We start from the raw sequence: 16,058 nt of genomic DNA, 5'->3' as shown, positions 1-16,058 counted from the left end.
TTTTTTATCCGAATAGACCTTTAAGAAAACTTTTCCCTCTATTCCACAATTCTTTCCCTTTATTCAACAATTTTTTCGCTCCTTTTTTGAAGTTGGTAGCATTCGCTTTATACGTACCAACAGCCCATAACACTGTCCCTCCGATGGCCAACGCTGCACCTGCTGGAGGACAAGCTACAGCTACCCAAGGGGCTGCAGGGGTTAAAACATCCCCAAAATTGGCCATCGCCGACCATCCTTTACTTGCATCCCCCGTATGCCCCCATTGATATAAGTTTTTAACCATATCAACAGTTGCAACCCCGCCATTTATTATACTTAAAGCAGGCGTGAACTTTGCCAGGGGCTTAGGTACTTTAGTGATTGTATTAAGAAACTTCATCATTCCCCCATTTTTAAGATTGCCAAAACCACCTACACTTTTAAGATTTTTGATGGCCTGAAGTATTTCTTTTGGTGATTTAAAATACGAACTGATATTCCAAATCTTTTTTCCGGCCTCAGTTAAGTTTGAGAGCAAAAATTCATACGAGTCTTTTGGGGGAGGTACTACAGTGCTTGTACCACTATACAGACTATACCCATACGTAAGGGTCCCCCATATTACATCCTTGGGTTGGGGGTTTCCTCCATTTTTTTCAAAAATACTATCCATAGTTTCAAGAAAACCACCCAAAGCTATTTTGAGGGTATACTTCATAGCATCCCATGGATGCACATTTGGTGGTTGTCCCTCTGTACCCGAAGTCGGATTCGATCCATTTCCATGGTTCGGATCTTGTGAATTAACTTCTGGATTCGTTACTTCCGGTGGTGTAAACGTTGGGGCCTTAATGTCCGGTGGCGTAATTTCAGGTGGATGAATTTCGGGTCCTGCTGCTAATGCCGTTAACGGAAATAAATTCATCAATAATATAATAGACAACATTAATACTGCCAAGTTTCTCCGATAATATCGTCCCATAAGTTCACCAACCCGTCAATTATTGTGGGCTCAATCGATCACCGGAGCCTATATTAAGTTTATATAGCTGCCAGTCTATTTAACTGGCAGCTATAGCATTTGGATCAGGGATCAGACAGAAGAGCTGAATAAAATGACTTCGTATAGAATCCATACGGAAACCGCTGCACCGAATAACCACGCAATCATCTTGCTCCTGGAAATCATTACTTCAAATGAATGTGTAACACGATCCTTCAACAAATACAGCAGAAGCAAACCCACTATCAATATATAAAACAGACTGATATCCACACTGGTGGAGGGCCGGAATAAAGCGTCAATCACATTCCCTACCTCGGATAATAATAGATAGGATAGGTATCCTGTACTCATCCACCAACCCCAAGTTTTTTTTAACAACATACCGAAACCACCTATTACCGGAATCAAGCCGATTACAATAACCACAAACAAAAGATATTGATAAGTAACCGTTATTCCACCACAGCCTCTAATCGGTGTACAAATGGATTCCTGCAAACCGATGTTTCCGTTCAATCCTTGTACCAGTGCTACAACTGATCCGTAAATGATCTGTATAACAGCTAAAATACGTACACCCAACGGAGTCTTCATATATCTCCCCTCGTGTTCTACCTACCGTCCTCTATTTTTTTCATTTGCCAAGTCTCATCCATCACTTTCTCATAATCTTTTCGTTTCGCCAAGATTGCCTTCCTGATTTCCTCTGGTGTAATCTCTCCTGGATTATCTTTATGTTTATCATACAAGTCGTAACCGATCTGAACGGATATATCATCTCCCGGGTCTTTTCTTCCCACCCCTGGAAGATGCGCATTTGCCGCTTTTGTTAACAGCCACTCCGGCATACCTATAGCTCTTCCGATATATGCATAGTGGATATTAGAATACAAATCATATGCGTATTCATGTTCGTTATCTCCTCGAATCGGGTAATGATAATTACCCCCCTGTTCTTTTAAGCCCAACAATTTTTGCAACTGCGGTTTGTGATCCCAAGGTCCGTTGGTTTTGACCATTTGGTAAAATCGGTACAGTGCAATGGGACGTGTATACCAGTGACTCCAATCTTCTTTCATTTTCTTAAATTCTTCACTTTTTAGATTGCGGATTATTTCTTGGTGGATGAAGTTAATCGATCGGTCGCCATTTGTAAAATCCAGCTGTACTCGATTATTATGAGTTATATTTTCCTGGAATCCTGAAGGCTCGCTAAAGTTTCCGTTCTTTCCTTTCAATTGGGGAGGATTGACCTCCGGTGAATTTATTTCAGGCGGATGAATCTCCGGTGGGTGAATTTCCGGAGGGGCCGCAAAAACAAATTCCACGCGATGAATAACAATGAACAATAAAGGAAGTAAAATAGCAATAAGAATGAAACGAAATCGTTTTGAGGTCATAACCTTTCCCCCGGATATTCAGTTTTCAAGAGAAAGAAACCTCCCCGAAATCCTCTGCGAGGTCATTAACAGGGTTATCTCCAATCCAGTCAAGGTATTGAAAAGTAATCCCAAAAACAAAAACAGGTAGTGTCAAAATGGTTCCAAGCGTTAACGACAGGTTAACAACTAAAAATGAATTCGCTGCATAAATCGCAATGAAAGAAAGAATAAAGCTCAGAACAAAGTCAAAAAGGACAAACAATAATAGCCATCCCATCAGCTGAATAAAGTGTGTTTTTGCAAAGGCAAACGATTGTTTAACCCCTCGCCACCCTGTCATATCATCAACGACTGCAACAAAGGGTATCCCCATAAAGAAAATCATCAACACAAGACCGGGAATTAACAGCAGTAAAGAACCGATTGTAATCAGTACACTGGATAAAATACTGATCACATATATGGAAAAGCCATATTTGAGAATATCTCCATAAACCCTGGAAACCTTCACATCCCCGATTCGGGCATACTGTAGAGCCATACTAACAAATGGAATCTGTATAAAGGGGAACACGATCATGGTGAAAAACAACTTGACCATGTCTGGCCAGATAGGGATAAAGAAAACTCTTAAAGGAAATGTTGTATAGTTGACAACAAACGTATAAAGAAAGAGAGTCGGGATAATGATTGTCAAACCAATCAAGAGAATCGTTAAAAACTTACTTTTGTACAGATCCATGGATTCTCTAATAACTGACACAGAGATCACCTTCTTCAAGGGTTACGTAGTAATCGGATAACTTATCTTGGATTGCGGAATTTACTTAACATCTCCTCCGCATTAGGTTGCTCTTCCAAAGGGACATCTTCATTAAATATCATGTTTTTCAACTCGTTCATGGTTTGAACTTTCTCAGTTTCTTTAGCGGATAACATCCTAATATCATGAAACTTGGCGTACAAATATATAGGCCAATATTTAGGTTTCTTAGCTAAAAACTGCAAGACAATTCTGCGATCCCTTTCTGTGTTTAGCTGTATTTCATTTTGTAAATAAGCATTTCTAACCATATCTAAGTTATATTTCCTCATTTTTTTGTAATCTTCTTCTGTTACTACCTCTTGATTATTTGTCTTGATACCTTGTTGAAAACCTTTATGAACCGATTCCTCAATTAGCACCTGGTATTCTATCATTTTTTTTATAGTATCAATAAATGAATCGAAGGAATTTAGAATTTCATCCGATAAACTTTTTTCGATATATTTTTTTATACTCATGAGTCTTTTACATAATTTATCCAACCCTTTTTTATCATATTGTTTTACCCATTTTACCCCTATATCTGAAAAGTGGATCATAGATGTATTATATGCCGTCATTATTAATGCTACTTTCTTTATCTTCTCAAGAGGTAAAACTGCCCCATCATCTCTGACTATTAATTTTTCGTTAGATGGACGGAAATTAAAGGCATAATAATTATCTCCATCTATTAAAAATTTAGATGGAAATACCTCGAAATCAAAATCTTCATCCGATTTAAAGTCATTTACCGCTTTTTTGATATGCTTTGGTAACTGATCCTCCGTAAGCATAGCAACCCTCCTATTCCTATTCCCATCGGACCACAAAGTGGTCCGATGGTGGTATAAATTACATTAACTAAACAATCCCTTAACTGTATCAATTGTTTTGGCCGCTACATTTTTGATCCCCTCTGATACGGCAGTTTTCACTGCATTGGTGACTTGACCTATCGGTGTCATGTTATAAACAGCTTTCGCTATCTTTCCTATGAATTCCCGATGTTGATAGATTTTTGCTCCTGCCCACAAAACACCACCTACAATTGCTACTCCAGCTGCAACAGGAGCACCAACACCTGTAGCACTTAAAACAGCCGATCCGGCCATCAGAGCTTCCCCTACATTGGCTATACCCTCACTATAATTTCCATTGGAAAAGTTGCTGAATGCATCAAGACTGCTGGAGACGGTATCCCAAGCCGCAAAGAAAGGAGTAGCTTTACCTAAAAACTTTGCAGCATATTTAGCCGGTTTACCAAATGCTCCTGTTGTATACGCATCAAGCAAATCAACTTCTTTAGTGATTCCTTTCCAGAATTCCTTTCCTTTTCCAAGTAAATTCTTGTATTTTTCTTCAAAATTCTTCGCACTTCCAAAACCACCATTCATCATCGCCTGCCAAGCTTTTTTTATCTCTGCTGGATCCTTGAAGTGTAGCTTTAAGTACTTATAATACCTGATTGCATCTTTTGCATCTCCATAAAATTCAATGCCTTGAATTGTGGTTATTGCTGCACCTATATAGCCATTAATATCTTCAATTTTTCCCCAAGTGTCTTTAAGGGCTTCACCTGATATATCCTGGATCTTGGGATTGTTGGGATCAATCCCTGTTCCTTCTTTTATCATATCATTGAAAGTATCTTTTGCTAAATCTAAAGCAGGGGAATCAACATTGGGTGAATCCCCATTTTGTGGCTCCTTGGGAGAATCAGGAACTGCAACTTCTGGTTTATGAATTACAGGGGGTTTTACTGGTTCCGGCGGATGAATCTCCGGTGGATGAATCTCCGGTGGATGAATCTCCGGGCCTGCTGCTAAAGCCGTTAGCGGGAATAAATACATTATGAATATCAAGGACAATATCAATACTGCCAAGTTTCTCCGAGAAGATCTTCTCATAAGCTCACCAACCCACCAATTGTTGTAAGCTCAATCGATCACCGGAGCCCGAGCTGAATCCGTATAGGAGATCGACTGTGATTTCAAAAACAACAGATGGATTTCCGTAGTAGCGGTCGCCACAGCTTGATCATCATTGATACTCACATTAACTTTACTGAGGTTATAGTTTGCCGAACTACCAAAGGATGAATAGGCTTGCTGTCTTGCTTTATTCACATCCCCGGTAACCGCCGCCACCCTGACAGCATCCCTTAATGCAGATTCAGTCTGAATGACTGCCAAACCTGCCAATGCCACCTGCCAAAGGAATAGTGCCATAAAGATAAAGAGAGGGATCAAAAAGACAAACTCTATGGTTACCGATCCTTTTCTTGCTTTGAGAGCTTTGAAAAGCACATTCGCTTTCACTTAACTTCCCTCCGTTAGAAGTTAATCACGCGTTTGGGAAGCAGTTTTAAAAACTCACGTTTTGGCCCCATCCCTGATCCTTGAATATAGGTGTCTTGAAAAAAGTCCTGGAAAATTAATGGTCTGTACCTGACCCTGGCTTGGACTTCGATTCTCCCTCCTTCCACAGGATAGATGATCTTCCCATGAACATCCCCGCCATTTTTTTGAACATAGTAGCGAACAGCTTCTACCATCTCTTGCTCCTTTTGTTTCAATATCTGATCCGCTATATTTGCCAACAGCTGTTGATCCACCTTGGACAGCATTTCTTGAATCTTCTCGTTTCCCAATCTATCTGTTGAGCCAGGTATGGTGACAGGTCCTTGTGTCGGCAAGGGGAGTTTGGGAAGTATCCATTCATCCAGTTTCTTGGTAGCAGCAATGCTTCCCGCATCCGCTGCTACTTCGGCTGATGAATGCGATATTTTCACCATAAACATACTGCCAAAAAACAACCCAATCATTAGGAAGGCAGGCAACAACATCAACCACATCGTTGTTGCCCCACCTTTTTGATTTCCAAGTACCTTAAACATGGTACTCCCCCACTTAAATCATTTTAATTTATTTCTCTCCTCTTGTTCTTTTTTATTTATATCCTCTATCGTCTTTGCTTCATTGCTGTTTATAGCAGTTTCGATGTTCTTGTTCCTATCTACAATGTATTTTTTGATCAATTCAAACCGCTGAACAATCATGGTTTTTAATGCATCTTCATTTTCTATTTTTCCATTTTCCACTAGAATATCTTTTAGTGAGTGCAAATGATCATTTTCCCGAGAGTTCATATCATGAAAACTAAATACAATGTTTTTAAGATTATTCCATTTAGAGATTGATTTGTCCGTAACATCTTTCCAACTATTAAGTGACCACTCGCGCCATTCTTCATCCAATCGAGCTTTTTCCCTCTCAAAATAGGATTTCAGATCCTCTTGATTATTCACCGTTTGATAGGAACCCCCACCCGCTTCGGCGACTGCTTTTAATGCTTTCTGTCCTGCATCATCCACATCAAAACCAATAATATTGACCACTGCCTTGATGTTGGAATTATGCAGGTTTTTGGCCTCCTGAACAGGGTTTCCCCCACACGTTTCCACCCCGTCACTTACAACATAGATAATGTTTTGGATTCCTTCTCCATGTTGTTTGGCCAAATCATTTTGTGCGGATTTGATCGAAGCTGCCAACGGCGTCCAACCGGCCGGTTTCAGACTGGCGATTGCAGATTGAAATCGACTGGAATCATATGTTTGAAGTGGGTAAAGGATTTCGCTGCTGCTACAGGAAATGGCCTTATCTTTCTCGCTGCTTGTCCCTTTATTGCCATAGACACGAATGGAAACATTGGCCCCTTTGGGCAAATTGGCAGCAAATTGTTGGACCGCTTGTTTGGCCAGATCCATTTTGGTTTGCCCCTGAATCTTGCCAGCCATGCTCCCGCTGCTATCGATGAGGATCTCTACATTCATCTTGGTGAGCGGTTGTCCGTTGGGCGCTTTGAGGCTGCCCGGTTGTTTGATGTTGGATTGCACCGTCGGGTCCAGATTATCCAGCTTTTTTACCAGTGAGCCGTAATCTTCCGCCACCAAAGGAACGATGCGGTTATATGCCTCTTGAGCCGACATATTGTTCGGCCATGATTGGATGATCTTTTTCAGTTGGTTTTCATCAAAGTGGTCCCCGGAAAATTTTCCTGGTTTTTGCTTGAGAATATCCTGGATATCTGTCGCAACAGCAGGGGGGTTATTGGATTCTTTGGATTGGGTGTTTTCTTTATGTACATTATTCGTTTGGGAGCAGCCACTAAACAGGAGCGAAGTAAAAATCACCCCAATAAAAAGTTTCTTCCATGTGCACTTCATGATTTGTTTCCTCCTAAAAGAACTGTTTTGGGATTGTTGTTCAACAATCCCAAAACAGTTGTTAAGTGGGGTCTTATATAATTAAGAGTTTTTAACAAACTCCTCGATCTTTTTTCGGAGTGCTTCCGCCAAATCATTAGTTGCAACTTGTTTCAACAAAGCCGCAATGGCAATAACACCAGCTACCAGGAACACATACTCTACTGTTTGGGAACCTTTGCGATTCGAAAAGGCTTTTTTGTACGCGAGATAGCCTTTGATGACTCCCCTGTTGATGGCTTCCACCATCTTGTTCATCCACAATACCTCCCTTAATGAATGAATAAATGACGAATATGACAAGTTGCTAAGATATAAAACCTATCCTTCCAGTCATCACCTCCTTATCATCACATCTTCAGCGGGCTGTTGGGGCTGATCACATACTGGAGGATGATCACACCAAGGATCAGGATCATTACGGAAGGAGCAATAAGAGCACCACCGACGATCGTGATTTTGGGTCCTGCTTTCCCTGCTGCTTCTTTCGCCCTTTCCGCCCGCATACGACGCATTTCATCAGCCTGTTCCATAAAGGTGCTGGCGATGGGTGTCCCCAGGTTATGAGCTTGAATCAATGATTGAATCAGCCCTTCCAACTCCGGAGAAGCCGTTCGGCGTAAAAGGGAACGGTAAGCCACTTCCCTTTGCACACCAAACTTGATCTCATGATTGAGTCGGGCAAACTCCTCACTCAAAGGACCTTTGGTAGTCTCCACGTAGTAGGCTAAAGCGGAGTCCAAGCTCATCCCTGCTTGGAGCGTAATACTCATCATATCCAAGAAATCGGGTAGGTCCATCCGAGTTTGCTCTTGACGACGTTTTGCCAGTTGTCTAATCCCCAAAACGGGGATCAAATACCCGACCAAAGGCAGTGCAGCAATCAATACAACGGCTAAAGGTAAACCCAACAAATAATATGGCAATGCAATGAGTAATCCTGCCAACAGTCCTACAATCTTTGCGCCCTGCAACCGTTCCACTGTTAAATCAAAGGGATATCCCGCTTTGATGAGGGCATCTTCCAACACAAGCGGATCACTCAAAAATTGAATTTTTTCCCCCATCGCAGAAAACCGATCAAACCATTGATTCAAACTGTCTATCCACGATTTTTTTTTCGTAAAAACCGTGTTGGGCAAGTGATAAGATTCTAAGTGGTCCAATACTTCTTGTTGCTTCTTTCGATATGAATAGTAATGATAGCTTGCCGCTACCCAACATACCCATGATGTAAAGACTAGCAACACCAACGTGCTATCCATGTCAGCACCTTCTTATACTCGTATATCCGCAATCTTCCTTACCACCAAAACCCCGATGACTTGAAGAAGCACAAAAATCACCAATACGACGATTCCAAAGGGGTGTGTAAACAGCTGATCAAATCCTTCCATCATCTTGCTCAGTACAAACACAACCAATAGAGAGACAACGGGCAACATATAAGCGGAGTAACGCGATTGTGCAGTCGCCGCTTGAATAGTTTGGTGAATAATTTTTCTTTCTTCCATCGTTCTCGCCATTTCACTTAAAACCCGAGCCAAATCTCCGCCAGCTCTCCTTTGAATAATGAGAGCATTGACAAAAACTTGCATATCCTTGCTGTTAACCCGATTCAATAGATCTTTTAAAGCCCCTTCGAGATCTCTCCCCAATTGAACTTCTTTCACCACAGTGTAAAGTTCGTTTTTAATCGGCGGCGGTAACTCCCTTACTACCAATTCCAAACCTTGAGGGATGGAAAGTCCAGCTCTGGCAGCACTGCTCAGCAATCGACAAGCCTCTGACAATTGTCCATCGATTCTCTGGACGTAAATTTTTCTTCTGGATCGGAGAAAAAGTTTTGATCCAAAAGGCGCCGCGGCCATTGCTAAGGAGATACTGATGAAGGTGGGTGCACCCAATACCATGTTCAATGCAATTGCAACAATCCCCGCACCCAAAAGTACGACTAAACCGTATTCCGCGGGACGCAAGGGAATACTGGCCTTCTCCAGTTCAGGTTCCAATTTCTTCATCATCTCAAGCCGGTCCAGTTTATCCACCAATTCATCGGACCAACTTTTCGTTACCGTTTGTTGGGACAGCCATTTAGAAATCCGGTTCGATATTTCTCCCCGTTCGCCGCGGAGTGTGATAAACGAATACAATGCTAATAGAGCAAAAAATACGGAACCCCCTCCGAGCAAAGCGACTATCATCGAATGTCACCCCTGACAGGGCGGAAAATCTTCGGATCAACTGGTACGCCATATGCTTTCAGACGGGGTAAACACTTGGGAAGAATCCCTGTTGGTGAGAAATATCCTACCACAGTTCCATCTTCCTTCACCCCGGTTTGGTTAAATCGGAAGATTTCCTTCATCTCAAAGTGACCCTGATCGTCTTTTTGAATTTCAGCAATGGACAACATTTTCCGTTGTCCGTCAGGCAGACGTCCGATTTGAATAATAAAATCAACTGCACCCACGATATATTCACGAATGATAGCGGCAGGTAGATCAATGCTGGACATCATCACCATACCTTCCAACCGCCTCATGGCATCATCGGGTGAGTTGGCATGGATTGTAGTAAGCGAACCTTCATGCCCTGTGTTCATGGCTTGAAGCATATCAAATGCCTCCGCCCCCCGTACCTCACCGACGATGATCCGGTCGGGACGCATCCGGAGAGCATTTCGAACCAATTGACGAATGGTGATTTCCCCTTTTCCCTCCACGTTGGCAGGGCGGGCTTCCATCCCGGCCACATGTCCATGGGGGATGCGGAGCTCAGCCATATCCTCAATGGTAATGATCCGCTCATTCTCAGGGATGAAACAGGCCAACGCGTTCAACAAAGTCGTTTTCCCGCTACCTGTTCCCCCCGAAATAATCAAATTCAGTTTTGCCCGTACCAGACTCGTCAGAAATTGGGCCATATCCGGTGTTAAACTTCCAAACCGAATGAGGTCGTCAATCCTGATCGGGTCTTTTCGGAATTTCCGGATCGATAATAGTGAACCCTTCAGTGCGATAGGTGGAATAACAGCATTCACACGTGAACCGTCAGGTAAACGGGCATCCACCATGGGTGAGCTCACGTCTATACGGCGCCCAATCGGTGCCACAATCCGGTCAATCACATGTCGAAGTGCTTCTTCATCCCGGAATTTGATGTCCGTTTTGTGCAGCTTCCCGTTTTTCTCGTAGTAAACTTCCTCCGGTCCATTCACCACGATTTCCGTGATCTCTTCGTCCATCAATAATGGTTCCAGCGGACCATAACCCACTGATTCATCAATGATTTTGCTGATTAAACGGTCACGTTCTTGCCGGGTGATCACCACTTGTTCATCCGCAAGGTAGCGACCAACAATTCTGTCTAAAGTGATCCTCAGCTCATTGGAGGGTAATTGCGTTAATTTTTCAAGATCTGTCTCCCTTAACAAACGGGCTTTAAAATGCTGGGCCAATTTATCAATCCGGTTTTGATTGATTGAAGACACTGAATGTGATTGATTGGAGCGGCGACGTGATTTTTGAGGGCGGCTTTGAATCCGATCGAACAACGCCAACCGTTACACCCCCTTTTTTAGGCTGTTTTTCCGGCTTGTTGAGAAAGTAATTTCTTGGCTATCTTCTGAATGTCTCTGGCGAAAACCGAAAGCCCCCGCTCTCTTCTGGAAGTGCGCAACGGTGTTCCGCGGTTAATCATTTGTTGCAGCTTTTTCGTATCTTCATGAATTTCACCAATAACTGGATAGGGGAAATGTTGTTGGACAGTTTTTATATCAAGCTCATAATCCCTGCTTACCCGGTTGAGAATCACTTCCAGTCGATCGCTTGTATCCACCCCAATTTTCCCAAATAGATCAAGCACCCTCCCAAAAATTCTCATAGAAACCGAGTCAGGATTCATTACATAAAACAATTTATCCGACTCTTCCAATGCGGTGAAGGTGAGGGTACTCATTTCCGTAGGTAAATCCACCAGAATATAGTCGTAGTAAAGGCGAGCGGCACGCAACAACCGCTCAACATGATCTTCCGTCACTTGATCAGCTATCTCAGCATCAGCGGGACTGGCTAAAACCTCTACTTGTGAATACGGCTCTACCACTGTAACGTTCCGGATATGGTTATCATTCAGCTCTTCCAATACCGGTGTTAGATCATAGATTGACCGATCGCTCTCGATGTTGAGATAACTCTCCAATCCTCCGTACTGCAAATTCAAATCGACCAACAACACACCTGAGGTGGAATCGAGTTGCAATGTTTGGGCCAATGTGGAGGATATCAAACTCCGTCCACATCCCCCTTTACCACTGTAAAAAGAAATGATTTGCCCACGTCCCCAGGTGAAACTCGCACTGGCCTCCGATCGATACTCCTTCGCCTGATGGGCTTTTACCGCTCTGCTTAAAACATCCTCCAAGGCGGTAATTTCATCCGGTAAAAACAGTACATCAAATGCCCCTGCTCTACCCACATCACGGGTCCGAACCGGGTCACGACGTTCCGTTAAATAAATGATAAATACATCCGATACTTCCCTGGAAATATAGGGAATCAACTGTATTCCTGAACCATCCTTCATCTCATGCAGTAAAACGATATCCGGTTGTAAACGGGCAATCTCACGTCTTACTTCATTGGGATGAATATGTAAAAACTGCGGGAACTGATTTCCGACTCGTGATTGGATATCTTCTGCTTGTGCCGGTTCTTCCGTCACGACCAACAGCTTAATTTCCGCACTCATTGTAAACTTTGCCTCCAAAGGGATAGTCTATTATTGCGTCTCTTTCTTAGAGGGCTTTTTATTATTCCGAACATCATTAGAGGGTGCACCCTTTTTATTGGATGCTAAATTTTGACCCTTCGATTTGTCCTTTTCATTATCATCGTAAGTTTGCTTGTTGTCCGACCCTGAGCCTCCTACCTGGGGAGCCTTCAATACACGTATGGACTGAGCAAAATTCTCGTATTTAATCAGATTGACAGCATCGTTGAATTCCAGTTCCAACCATATTGCCTTACCATCGGAGGATACCATGACAACCGGCTTGTCAAGTAGCAAAGGTTTTGTATCCACCTCATCTTGTCCATTTTTCTGAGTCGTAACTATCACATCTACACGATCATTTACCGAGAGTGGTTGATCAAAGAAAACTCGCTCCGAGGTTGTTAATGCTACTAAACGCTTATCTCCCGATGACGTATCATTTATTGGTTTCAAGATGTTGGTTGTAAGTGGTTCACCCTTTTTCATCGGTACAACGGCGACCAGATGATCGATTGGATATTGGTAGCCACCATTGATTGGAATGGCGTTCAAGTTATTGACTATTGATCCCATAGCATACTTTCTTGGAACTGGAACTTGCGTGAAATCACTCGGTTTCAAAGGTTGACGGGCTGTGATCGGTTTAGCGGCCACATACATCGGTATCGTCTGACCGTAATCAGCCTCCAATTCATTTTGTTTTTCCAAAAACATAAAACCTGCAATGGCAGCCAAAACCACGGAAATAACGGTAAAAATGATGGCTCTGCGTTTTGCATCTTGCATGTTGGGTCAACACCTGCTTATTGTGGAATAGGAAAATTGTTGGTGGTTCAGGATAGAATTATTACAATATGCTATTGCTAGACAATATAATAGCAACCCTTTCCACCTATGACAATACACATTTTTTCATAACTCTCTTTTTTTCGACATCGTTTGCCTTTTCCATCGGGAGAAAACGACATCTAACCATCTTTTCACAGGGTAGTTATGGTAGAGATTGTACAATGTCGCCGCCAACATCACCCACGGCATGAAGTAGATACCAAGGATGATGAATACGATGACCGATCCGGTACGACGGATCCGTTTGCTCAGCCATTCATCCGCTAAAGCCAAATCAGAATGCGGGGTACCGCGACGAATCAGGCGCTGGTACACCTTGTATTTGGGTGTCAACGCTGAGGCGATTTACAAAGCCGGTAGAAGAAAGAGAAACACGCGTGCGCCGACGGTGGCGTCGACAAACAAGCTGTAGACCGCAATGCCCAGACAATGCCGATGGACAGCTTGCTGCCGGTGAAAAGGCGCGCCCCCTCTTTCTCCACCTTTTTCAGCGTCTCGCGCAGGGTCTGCCGCAGCTGGGGGTTGTCGAACCGCAAAGCCAAAGCTTTGCTCAGGTAGCGCACGGCAGTGCGATACTGCTGATAGGTGGTGGGGTATCGTCCTTCTGCCATCATCGGATGTCCGGCGGGCACTTTGGTCGAGCTGTAGTAGGCTTTGGCTTGGTAACCAATCGCCAGGCTCTCCTGGTAAACCGGGTTGTCCGGTTCGGCTTGCGCACACTGTTCCAGCAGAGCCACCCCGTCATCGAATCGCTCTGCCCGGATCAGCGCCATGCCGAGAGCGACCCGGTACTGATGGTTGTCCGGGTCCGTTTTGCAGGTACGCCGGTACTGGGTAACTGCTTCCTCCCAGCGGTTCAGCTGTTCGTAAGTTTGGCCGAGACCGTAGTAGTACCGCCCGTCATTGGGTTTCAGCTCGATCGCCCGCCGGAATGCTTCCACTGCCTGTTCCGGTTCGCCCCACTCCAATTTGGCGTGGGCCAGCAGTGCCCATGCGTCGGGGTTGGCCTGGCGCGCGAGGACAATCGTGTCCGCCACCCGGTTTTGCTCCAACAGTTCTGTTCCCCGGGAAATGATGGTTTCCACCGGAGTGACCGTACCAGTTCCCGTACGGGTGACATCGAATGCCGCGGCCTGCTCCCGGCGCACAGATGTCTGGAGCCGGGAAGCGGCGGTCAACTGCCGGTCATAGGCCGCCCGCTTGTCAGGGTCGAGCAGGATTTCCTCCGCTTCCTCCAGCAGCTGCACCATTCGCTCCGCCTCCTGGCGGCGCTCCATCTGCGGGGCATTGGTCCGGTTGCTCCATTTGCGCAGTTCCTGGTGGATCCGTTTGCGGATCCCCCCCTTATCTGCTTCGCGGGGAATCCCGAAGAGTTCATAGTAGTTTTCCATCGCCAACAACCCTTTTCCGTTTCAAAATGCGAAGGATACGCCTCAGCCGATGGCCAGTTTGCCGAGGCGTTGTTGTTTTTCCGCCACTTCTTCTTCAGTCAGGTTGGAGACGCGCTCGATCTTCAGCTCACCCAACCGCTGGCCGGAGGTCAAATCGACGACGGAGACGTGGATGATCCCATCGCGGTCGTACTCGAAGATCACTTCCAGCGGTGATCCTTTCGGACGCGGCGGCAGATCCATCACGCCTTCGCCCACGATCTTCACGTAGTTGAGGTCGGTGTCCTCTCCTTCCGTCACCTGCACGTGAAGCTGGTCTGGTTGTCCACGCTGGTAACGTAGCGACCGCTCGCCTTACACGGGATGGGGGTATCCTTTTTCAACACGATGGAGTTAACTTCCCGATCGTGTTCGTCTAGGGCGACGACACCCAAACTGTGGGAGTTGACATCCTGCACCTCCACGATCGGGAAATCCGCCGCTTCGTGCAGTTGGGCCGTGCCCCGTTGCACTTGGATCAGCGTACCCTGAATGGCCGCCCCCATCGCCACTACTTCGTCCGGGTTGACATCCATCGACGGTTTGATACCCGTCACGCGCTCGATCATGGCCGGGACAGCCTTCATACGGGTGGACCCGCCGACGAGCAGGATCTTGTCAATATCCTTCCACTGTATGCCTGCGTCTTCCAGCACAAACTCCATGATGCTCTGCGTCTGGCGCAACAGATGGCGCGTGATCGTCTCGAACGTTCCCCGTGTCAACGTGATGGAAGCGTTCACCCCGCCGGCGGAGAGAAAGGCGCTGGTCTTTTCGCGTGAGTAAAGGGTGCGCTTGGCCATTTCCGCTTTGTCGCGTAGATCCTGTTCCATCACCGGGTCGTCGAACAGATTGGGGCCGCCTTGTTTTTGAAACTCTTCATTCAGGTATTTCATGATTTCGTTGTCCCAGTCGAAGCCGCCCAGGTTTTTTGCCCCGCCAGTGGCGACCACCTCGATGCGCTCTCCGTTTAGACGCATGATGGTAACGTCGAACGTGCCGCCACCCAGGTCATAGACGAGGATGGTCTGCTCCTCCCCCACCTTGTTCAGCCCGTAGGCGAGAGCGGCCGCGGTCGGCTCGTTAATGATGCGCAACACATTGAGCCCCGCAATCCGTCCGGCGTCCAGCGTCGCTTTTCGCTGTGCGTCATCGAAATAGGCGGGAACGGTGATGACAGCATCCCGGATCTCCTCGCCCAGGAGCATTTCCGCATCTTCCTTGAGCCGTTTCAAAATGATGGCGGAGATGTCCACCGCATTGTAAATCTCGCCGGTCTCCGTGCGGAACTTCCATGATTTTACGCCTATCTGCCGTTTGGCAAACTGCACGACGTTGAGCGGTGACATCACCGCCGACCGCTTGGCGATGCTGCCGACGATCGGCTCGTTCCCCTCAAACAACACAACGGAGGGGGTGATGCGTTCCCCCTCGCAGTTGACCAGAATCTCCGGCTTCCCGTAAGGGTTGACGACAGCGATCGCCGAGTTGGTCGTACCGAGATCGATGCCCACAACCTTGCTCATCGCTTGTCCACTCCTTCATCCGGTTCCATCCA

The 16,058-nt window shown here is 45.3% G+C and carries 17 protein-coding genes and 1 pseudogene; all 18 read right to left on the bottom strand.

Annotated elements, in window-relative coordinates:
* Positions 1-4: 4 nt before the first annotated feature.
* The 18 genes and pseudogenes from NWF35_RS06365 to NWF35_RS06280 all read right to left on the bottom strand — a co-directional run bounded on the left by NWF35_RS06365 (position 5) and on the right by NWF35_RS06280 (position 16,026).
* A complete protein-coding gene (locus NWF35_RS06365; RefSeq protein WP_301238245.1) occupies positions 5-940 on the bottom strand; it encodes a hypothetical protein in 936 nt (311 codons plus the stop codon).
* A gap of 135 nt (positions 941-1,075) precedes the next feature.
* Positions 1,076-1,582, bottom strand: coding sequence for a hypothetical protein (locus NWF35_RS06360; RefSeq protein ID WP_301238244.1), 507 nt, complete (start codon positions 1,580-1,582; stop codon positions 1,076-1,078).
* Between the two features lie 17 nt (positions 1,583-1,599).
* Positions 1,600-2,388, bottom strand: coding sequence for a polymorphic toxin type 44 domain-containing protein (locus NWF35_RS06355; RefSeq protein WP_301238243.1), 789 nt, complete (start codon positions 2,386-2,388; stop codon positions 1,600-1,602).
* A 25-nt stretch (positions 2,389-2,413) separates the two neighbouring features.
* Complete coding sequence (locus tag NWF35_RS06350) at positions 2,414-3,133, bottom strand: hypothetical protein (protein WP_301238242.1); 720 nt, start codon at positions 3,131-3,133, stop codon at positions 2,414-2,416.
* Positions 3,134-3,174: 41 nt separating this feature from the next.
* Positions 3,175-3,972, bottom strand: a complete 798-nt coding sequence (locus tag NWF35_RS06345) for a hypothetical protein (RefSeq protein ID WP_301238241.1) — start codon at positions 3,970-3,972, stop codon at positions 3,175-3,177.
* Between the two features lie 63 nt (positions 3,973-4,035).
* Positions 4,036-5,061, bottom strand: a complete 1,026-nt coding sequence (locus tag NWF35_RS06340; protein WP_301238240.1) for a hypothetical protein — start codon at positions 5,059-5,061, stop codon at positions 4,036-4,038.
* Between the two features lie 54 nt (positions 5,062-5,115).
* The gene (locus NWF35_RS06335; protein WP_301238239.1) at positions 5,116-5,496 is read right to left on the bottom strand and encodes a TadE/TadG family type IV pilus assembly protein; all 381 of its coding nucleotides are present in this window, start codon (positions 5,494-5,496) and stop codon (positions 5,116-5,118) included.
* 14 nt (positions 5,497-5,510) lie between these two features.
* Positions 5,511-6,074 carry a Tad domain-containing protein gene (locus NWF35_RS06330; protein WP_301238238.1) on the bottom strand — a complete coding sequence of 188 codons (564 nt, stop codon included), beginning with the start codon at positions 6,072-6,074 and terminating at the stop codon, positions 5,511-5,513.
* Positions 6,075-6,092: 18 nt separating this feature from the next.
* On the bottom strand, positions 6,093-7,406 hold the full coding sequence (locus tag NWF35_RS06325) for a vWA domain-containing protein (RefSeq protein WP_301238237.1): 1,314 nt from the start codon (positions 7,404-7,406) through the stop codon (positions 6,093-6,095).
* An 81-nt stretch (positions 7,407-7,487) separates the two neighbouring features.
* Entirely contained in the window at positions 7,488-7,703 is a 216-nt protein-coding gene (locus NWF35_RS06320) for a hypothetical protein (RefSeq protein WP_301238236.1), read from the bottom strand.
* Positions 7,704-7,795: 92 nt separating this feature from the next.
* Positions 7,796-8,710, bottom strand: a complete 915-nt coding sequence (locus NWF35_RS06315) for a type II secretion system F family protein (RefSeq protein WP_301238235.1) — start codon at positions 8,708-8,710, stop codon at positions 7,796-7,798.
* 12 nt (positions 8,711-8,722) lie between these two features.
* Positions 8,723-9,649, bottom strand: a complete 927-nt coding sequence (locus NWF35_RS06310; RefSeq protein ID WP_301238234.1) for a type II secretion system F family protein — start codon at positions 9,647-9,649, stop codon at positions 8,723-8,725.
* Positions 9,646-11,007 carry a TadA family conjugal transfer-associated ATPase gene (locus NWF35_RS06305; protein ID WP_301238233.1) on the bottom strand — a complete coding sequence of 454 codons (1,362 nt, stop codon included), beginning with the start codon at positions 11,005-11,007 and terminating at the stop codon, positions 9,646-9,648. Before NWF35_RS06305 ends, NWF35_RS06310 begins: the two co-directional genes overlap by 4 nt.
* A 17-nt stretch (positions 11,008-11,024) precedes the next feature.
* Positions 11,025-12,197, bottom strand: a complete 1,173-nt coding sequence (locus NWF35_RS06300) for a CpaE/TadZ family protein (RefSeq protein ID WP_301238232.1) — start codon at positions 12,195-12,197, stop codon at positions 11,025-11,027.
* Between the two features lie 30 nt (positions 12,198-12,227).
* Complete coding sequence (locus NWF35_RS06295) at positions 12,228-13,007, bottom strand: CpaB family protein (RefSeq protein ID WP_301238231.1); 780 nt, start codon at positions 13,005-13,007, stop codon at positions 12,228-12,230.
* A 126-nt stretch (positions 13,008-13,133) separates the two neighbouring features.
* Positions 13,134-13,403, bottom strand: coding sequence for a hypothetical protein (locus tag NWF35_RS06290; RefSeq protein ID WP_301238230.1), 270 nt, complete (start codon positions 13,401-13,403; stop codon positions 13,134-13,136).
* On the bottom strand, positions 13,400-14,461 hold the full coding sequence (locus NWF35_RS06285) for a tetratricopeptide repeat protein (protein WP_301238229.1): 1,062 nt from the start codon (positions 14,459-14,461) through the stop codon (positions 13,400-13,402). Before NWF35_RS06285 ends, NWF35_RS06290 begins: the two co-directional genes overlap by 4 nt.
* A gap of 42 nt (positions 14,462-14,503) precedes the next feature.
* A pseudogene (locus NWF35_RS06280) lies at positions 14,504-16,026 on the bottom strand (Hsp70 family protein).
* Positions 16,027-16,058: the final 32 nt, after the last annotated feature.

The sequence above is a fragment of the Polycladomyces subterraneus genome, assembly GCF_030433435.1.
Classification (GTDB): domain Bacteria; phylum Bacillota; class Bacilli; order Thermoactinomycetales; family JIR-001; genus Polycladomyces; species Polycladomyces subterraneus.
The sequence above is the reverse complement of the archived record's forward strand: the minus strand, read 5'-3'. Positions and strand labels throughout refer to the sequence as shown.

Bases quoted from the DNA above. Each gene is read 5' to 3' on its own strand.
- NWF35_RS06300 (WP_301238232.1), bottom strand. From the start codon at position 12,197: ATGAGTGCGGAAATTAAGCTGTTGGTCGTGACGGAAGAACCGGCACAA.
- NWF35_RS06345 (WP_301238241.1), bottom strand. From the start codon at position 3,972: ATGCTTACGGAGGATCAGTTACCAAAGCATATCAAAAAAGCGGTAAAT.
- NWF35_RS06315 (WP_301238235.1), bottom strand. From the start codon at position 8,710: ATGGATAGCACGTTGGTGTTGCTAGTCTTTACATCATGGGTATGTTGG.
- NWF35_RS06325 (WP_301238237.1), bottom strand. From the start codon at position 7,406: ATGAAGTGCACATGGAAGAAACTTTTTATTGGGGTGATTTTTACTTCG.
- NWF35_RS06320 (WP_301238236.1), bottom strand. From the start codon at position 7,703: ATGAACAAGATGGTGGAAGCCATCAACAGGGGAGTCATCAAAGGCTAT.
- NWF35_RS06310 (WP_301238234.1), bottom strand. From the start codon at position 9,649: ATGATAGTCGCTTTGCTCGGAGGGGGTTCCGTATTTTTTGCTCTATTA.
- NWF35_RS06295 (WP_301238231.1), bottom strand. From the start codon at position 13,007: ATGCAAGATGCAAAACGCAGAGCCATCATTTTTACCGTTATTTCCGTG.
- NWF35_RS06330 (WP_301238238.1), bottom strand. From the start codon at position 6,074: ATGTTTAAGGTACTTGGAAATCAAAAAGGTGGGGCAACAACGATGTGG.
- NWF35_RS06355 (WP_301238243.1), bottom strand. From the start codon at position 2,388: ATGACCTCAAAACGATTTCGTTTCATTCTTATTGCTATTTTACTTCCT.
- NWF35_RS06360 (WP_301238244.1), bottom strand. From the start codon at position 1,582: ATGAAGACTCCGTTGGGTGTACGTATTTTAGCTGTTATACAGATCATT.
- NWF35_RS06285 (WP_301238229.1), bottom strand. From the start codon at position 14,461: ATGGAAAACTACTATGAACTCTTCGGGATTCCCCGCGAAGCAGATAAG.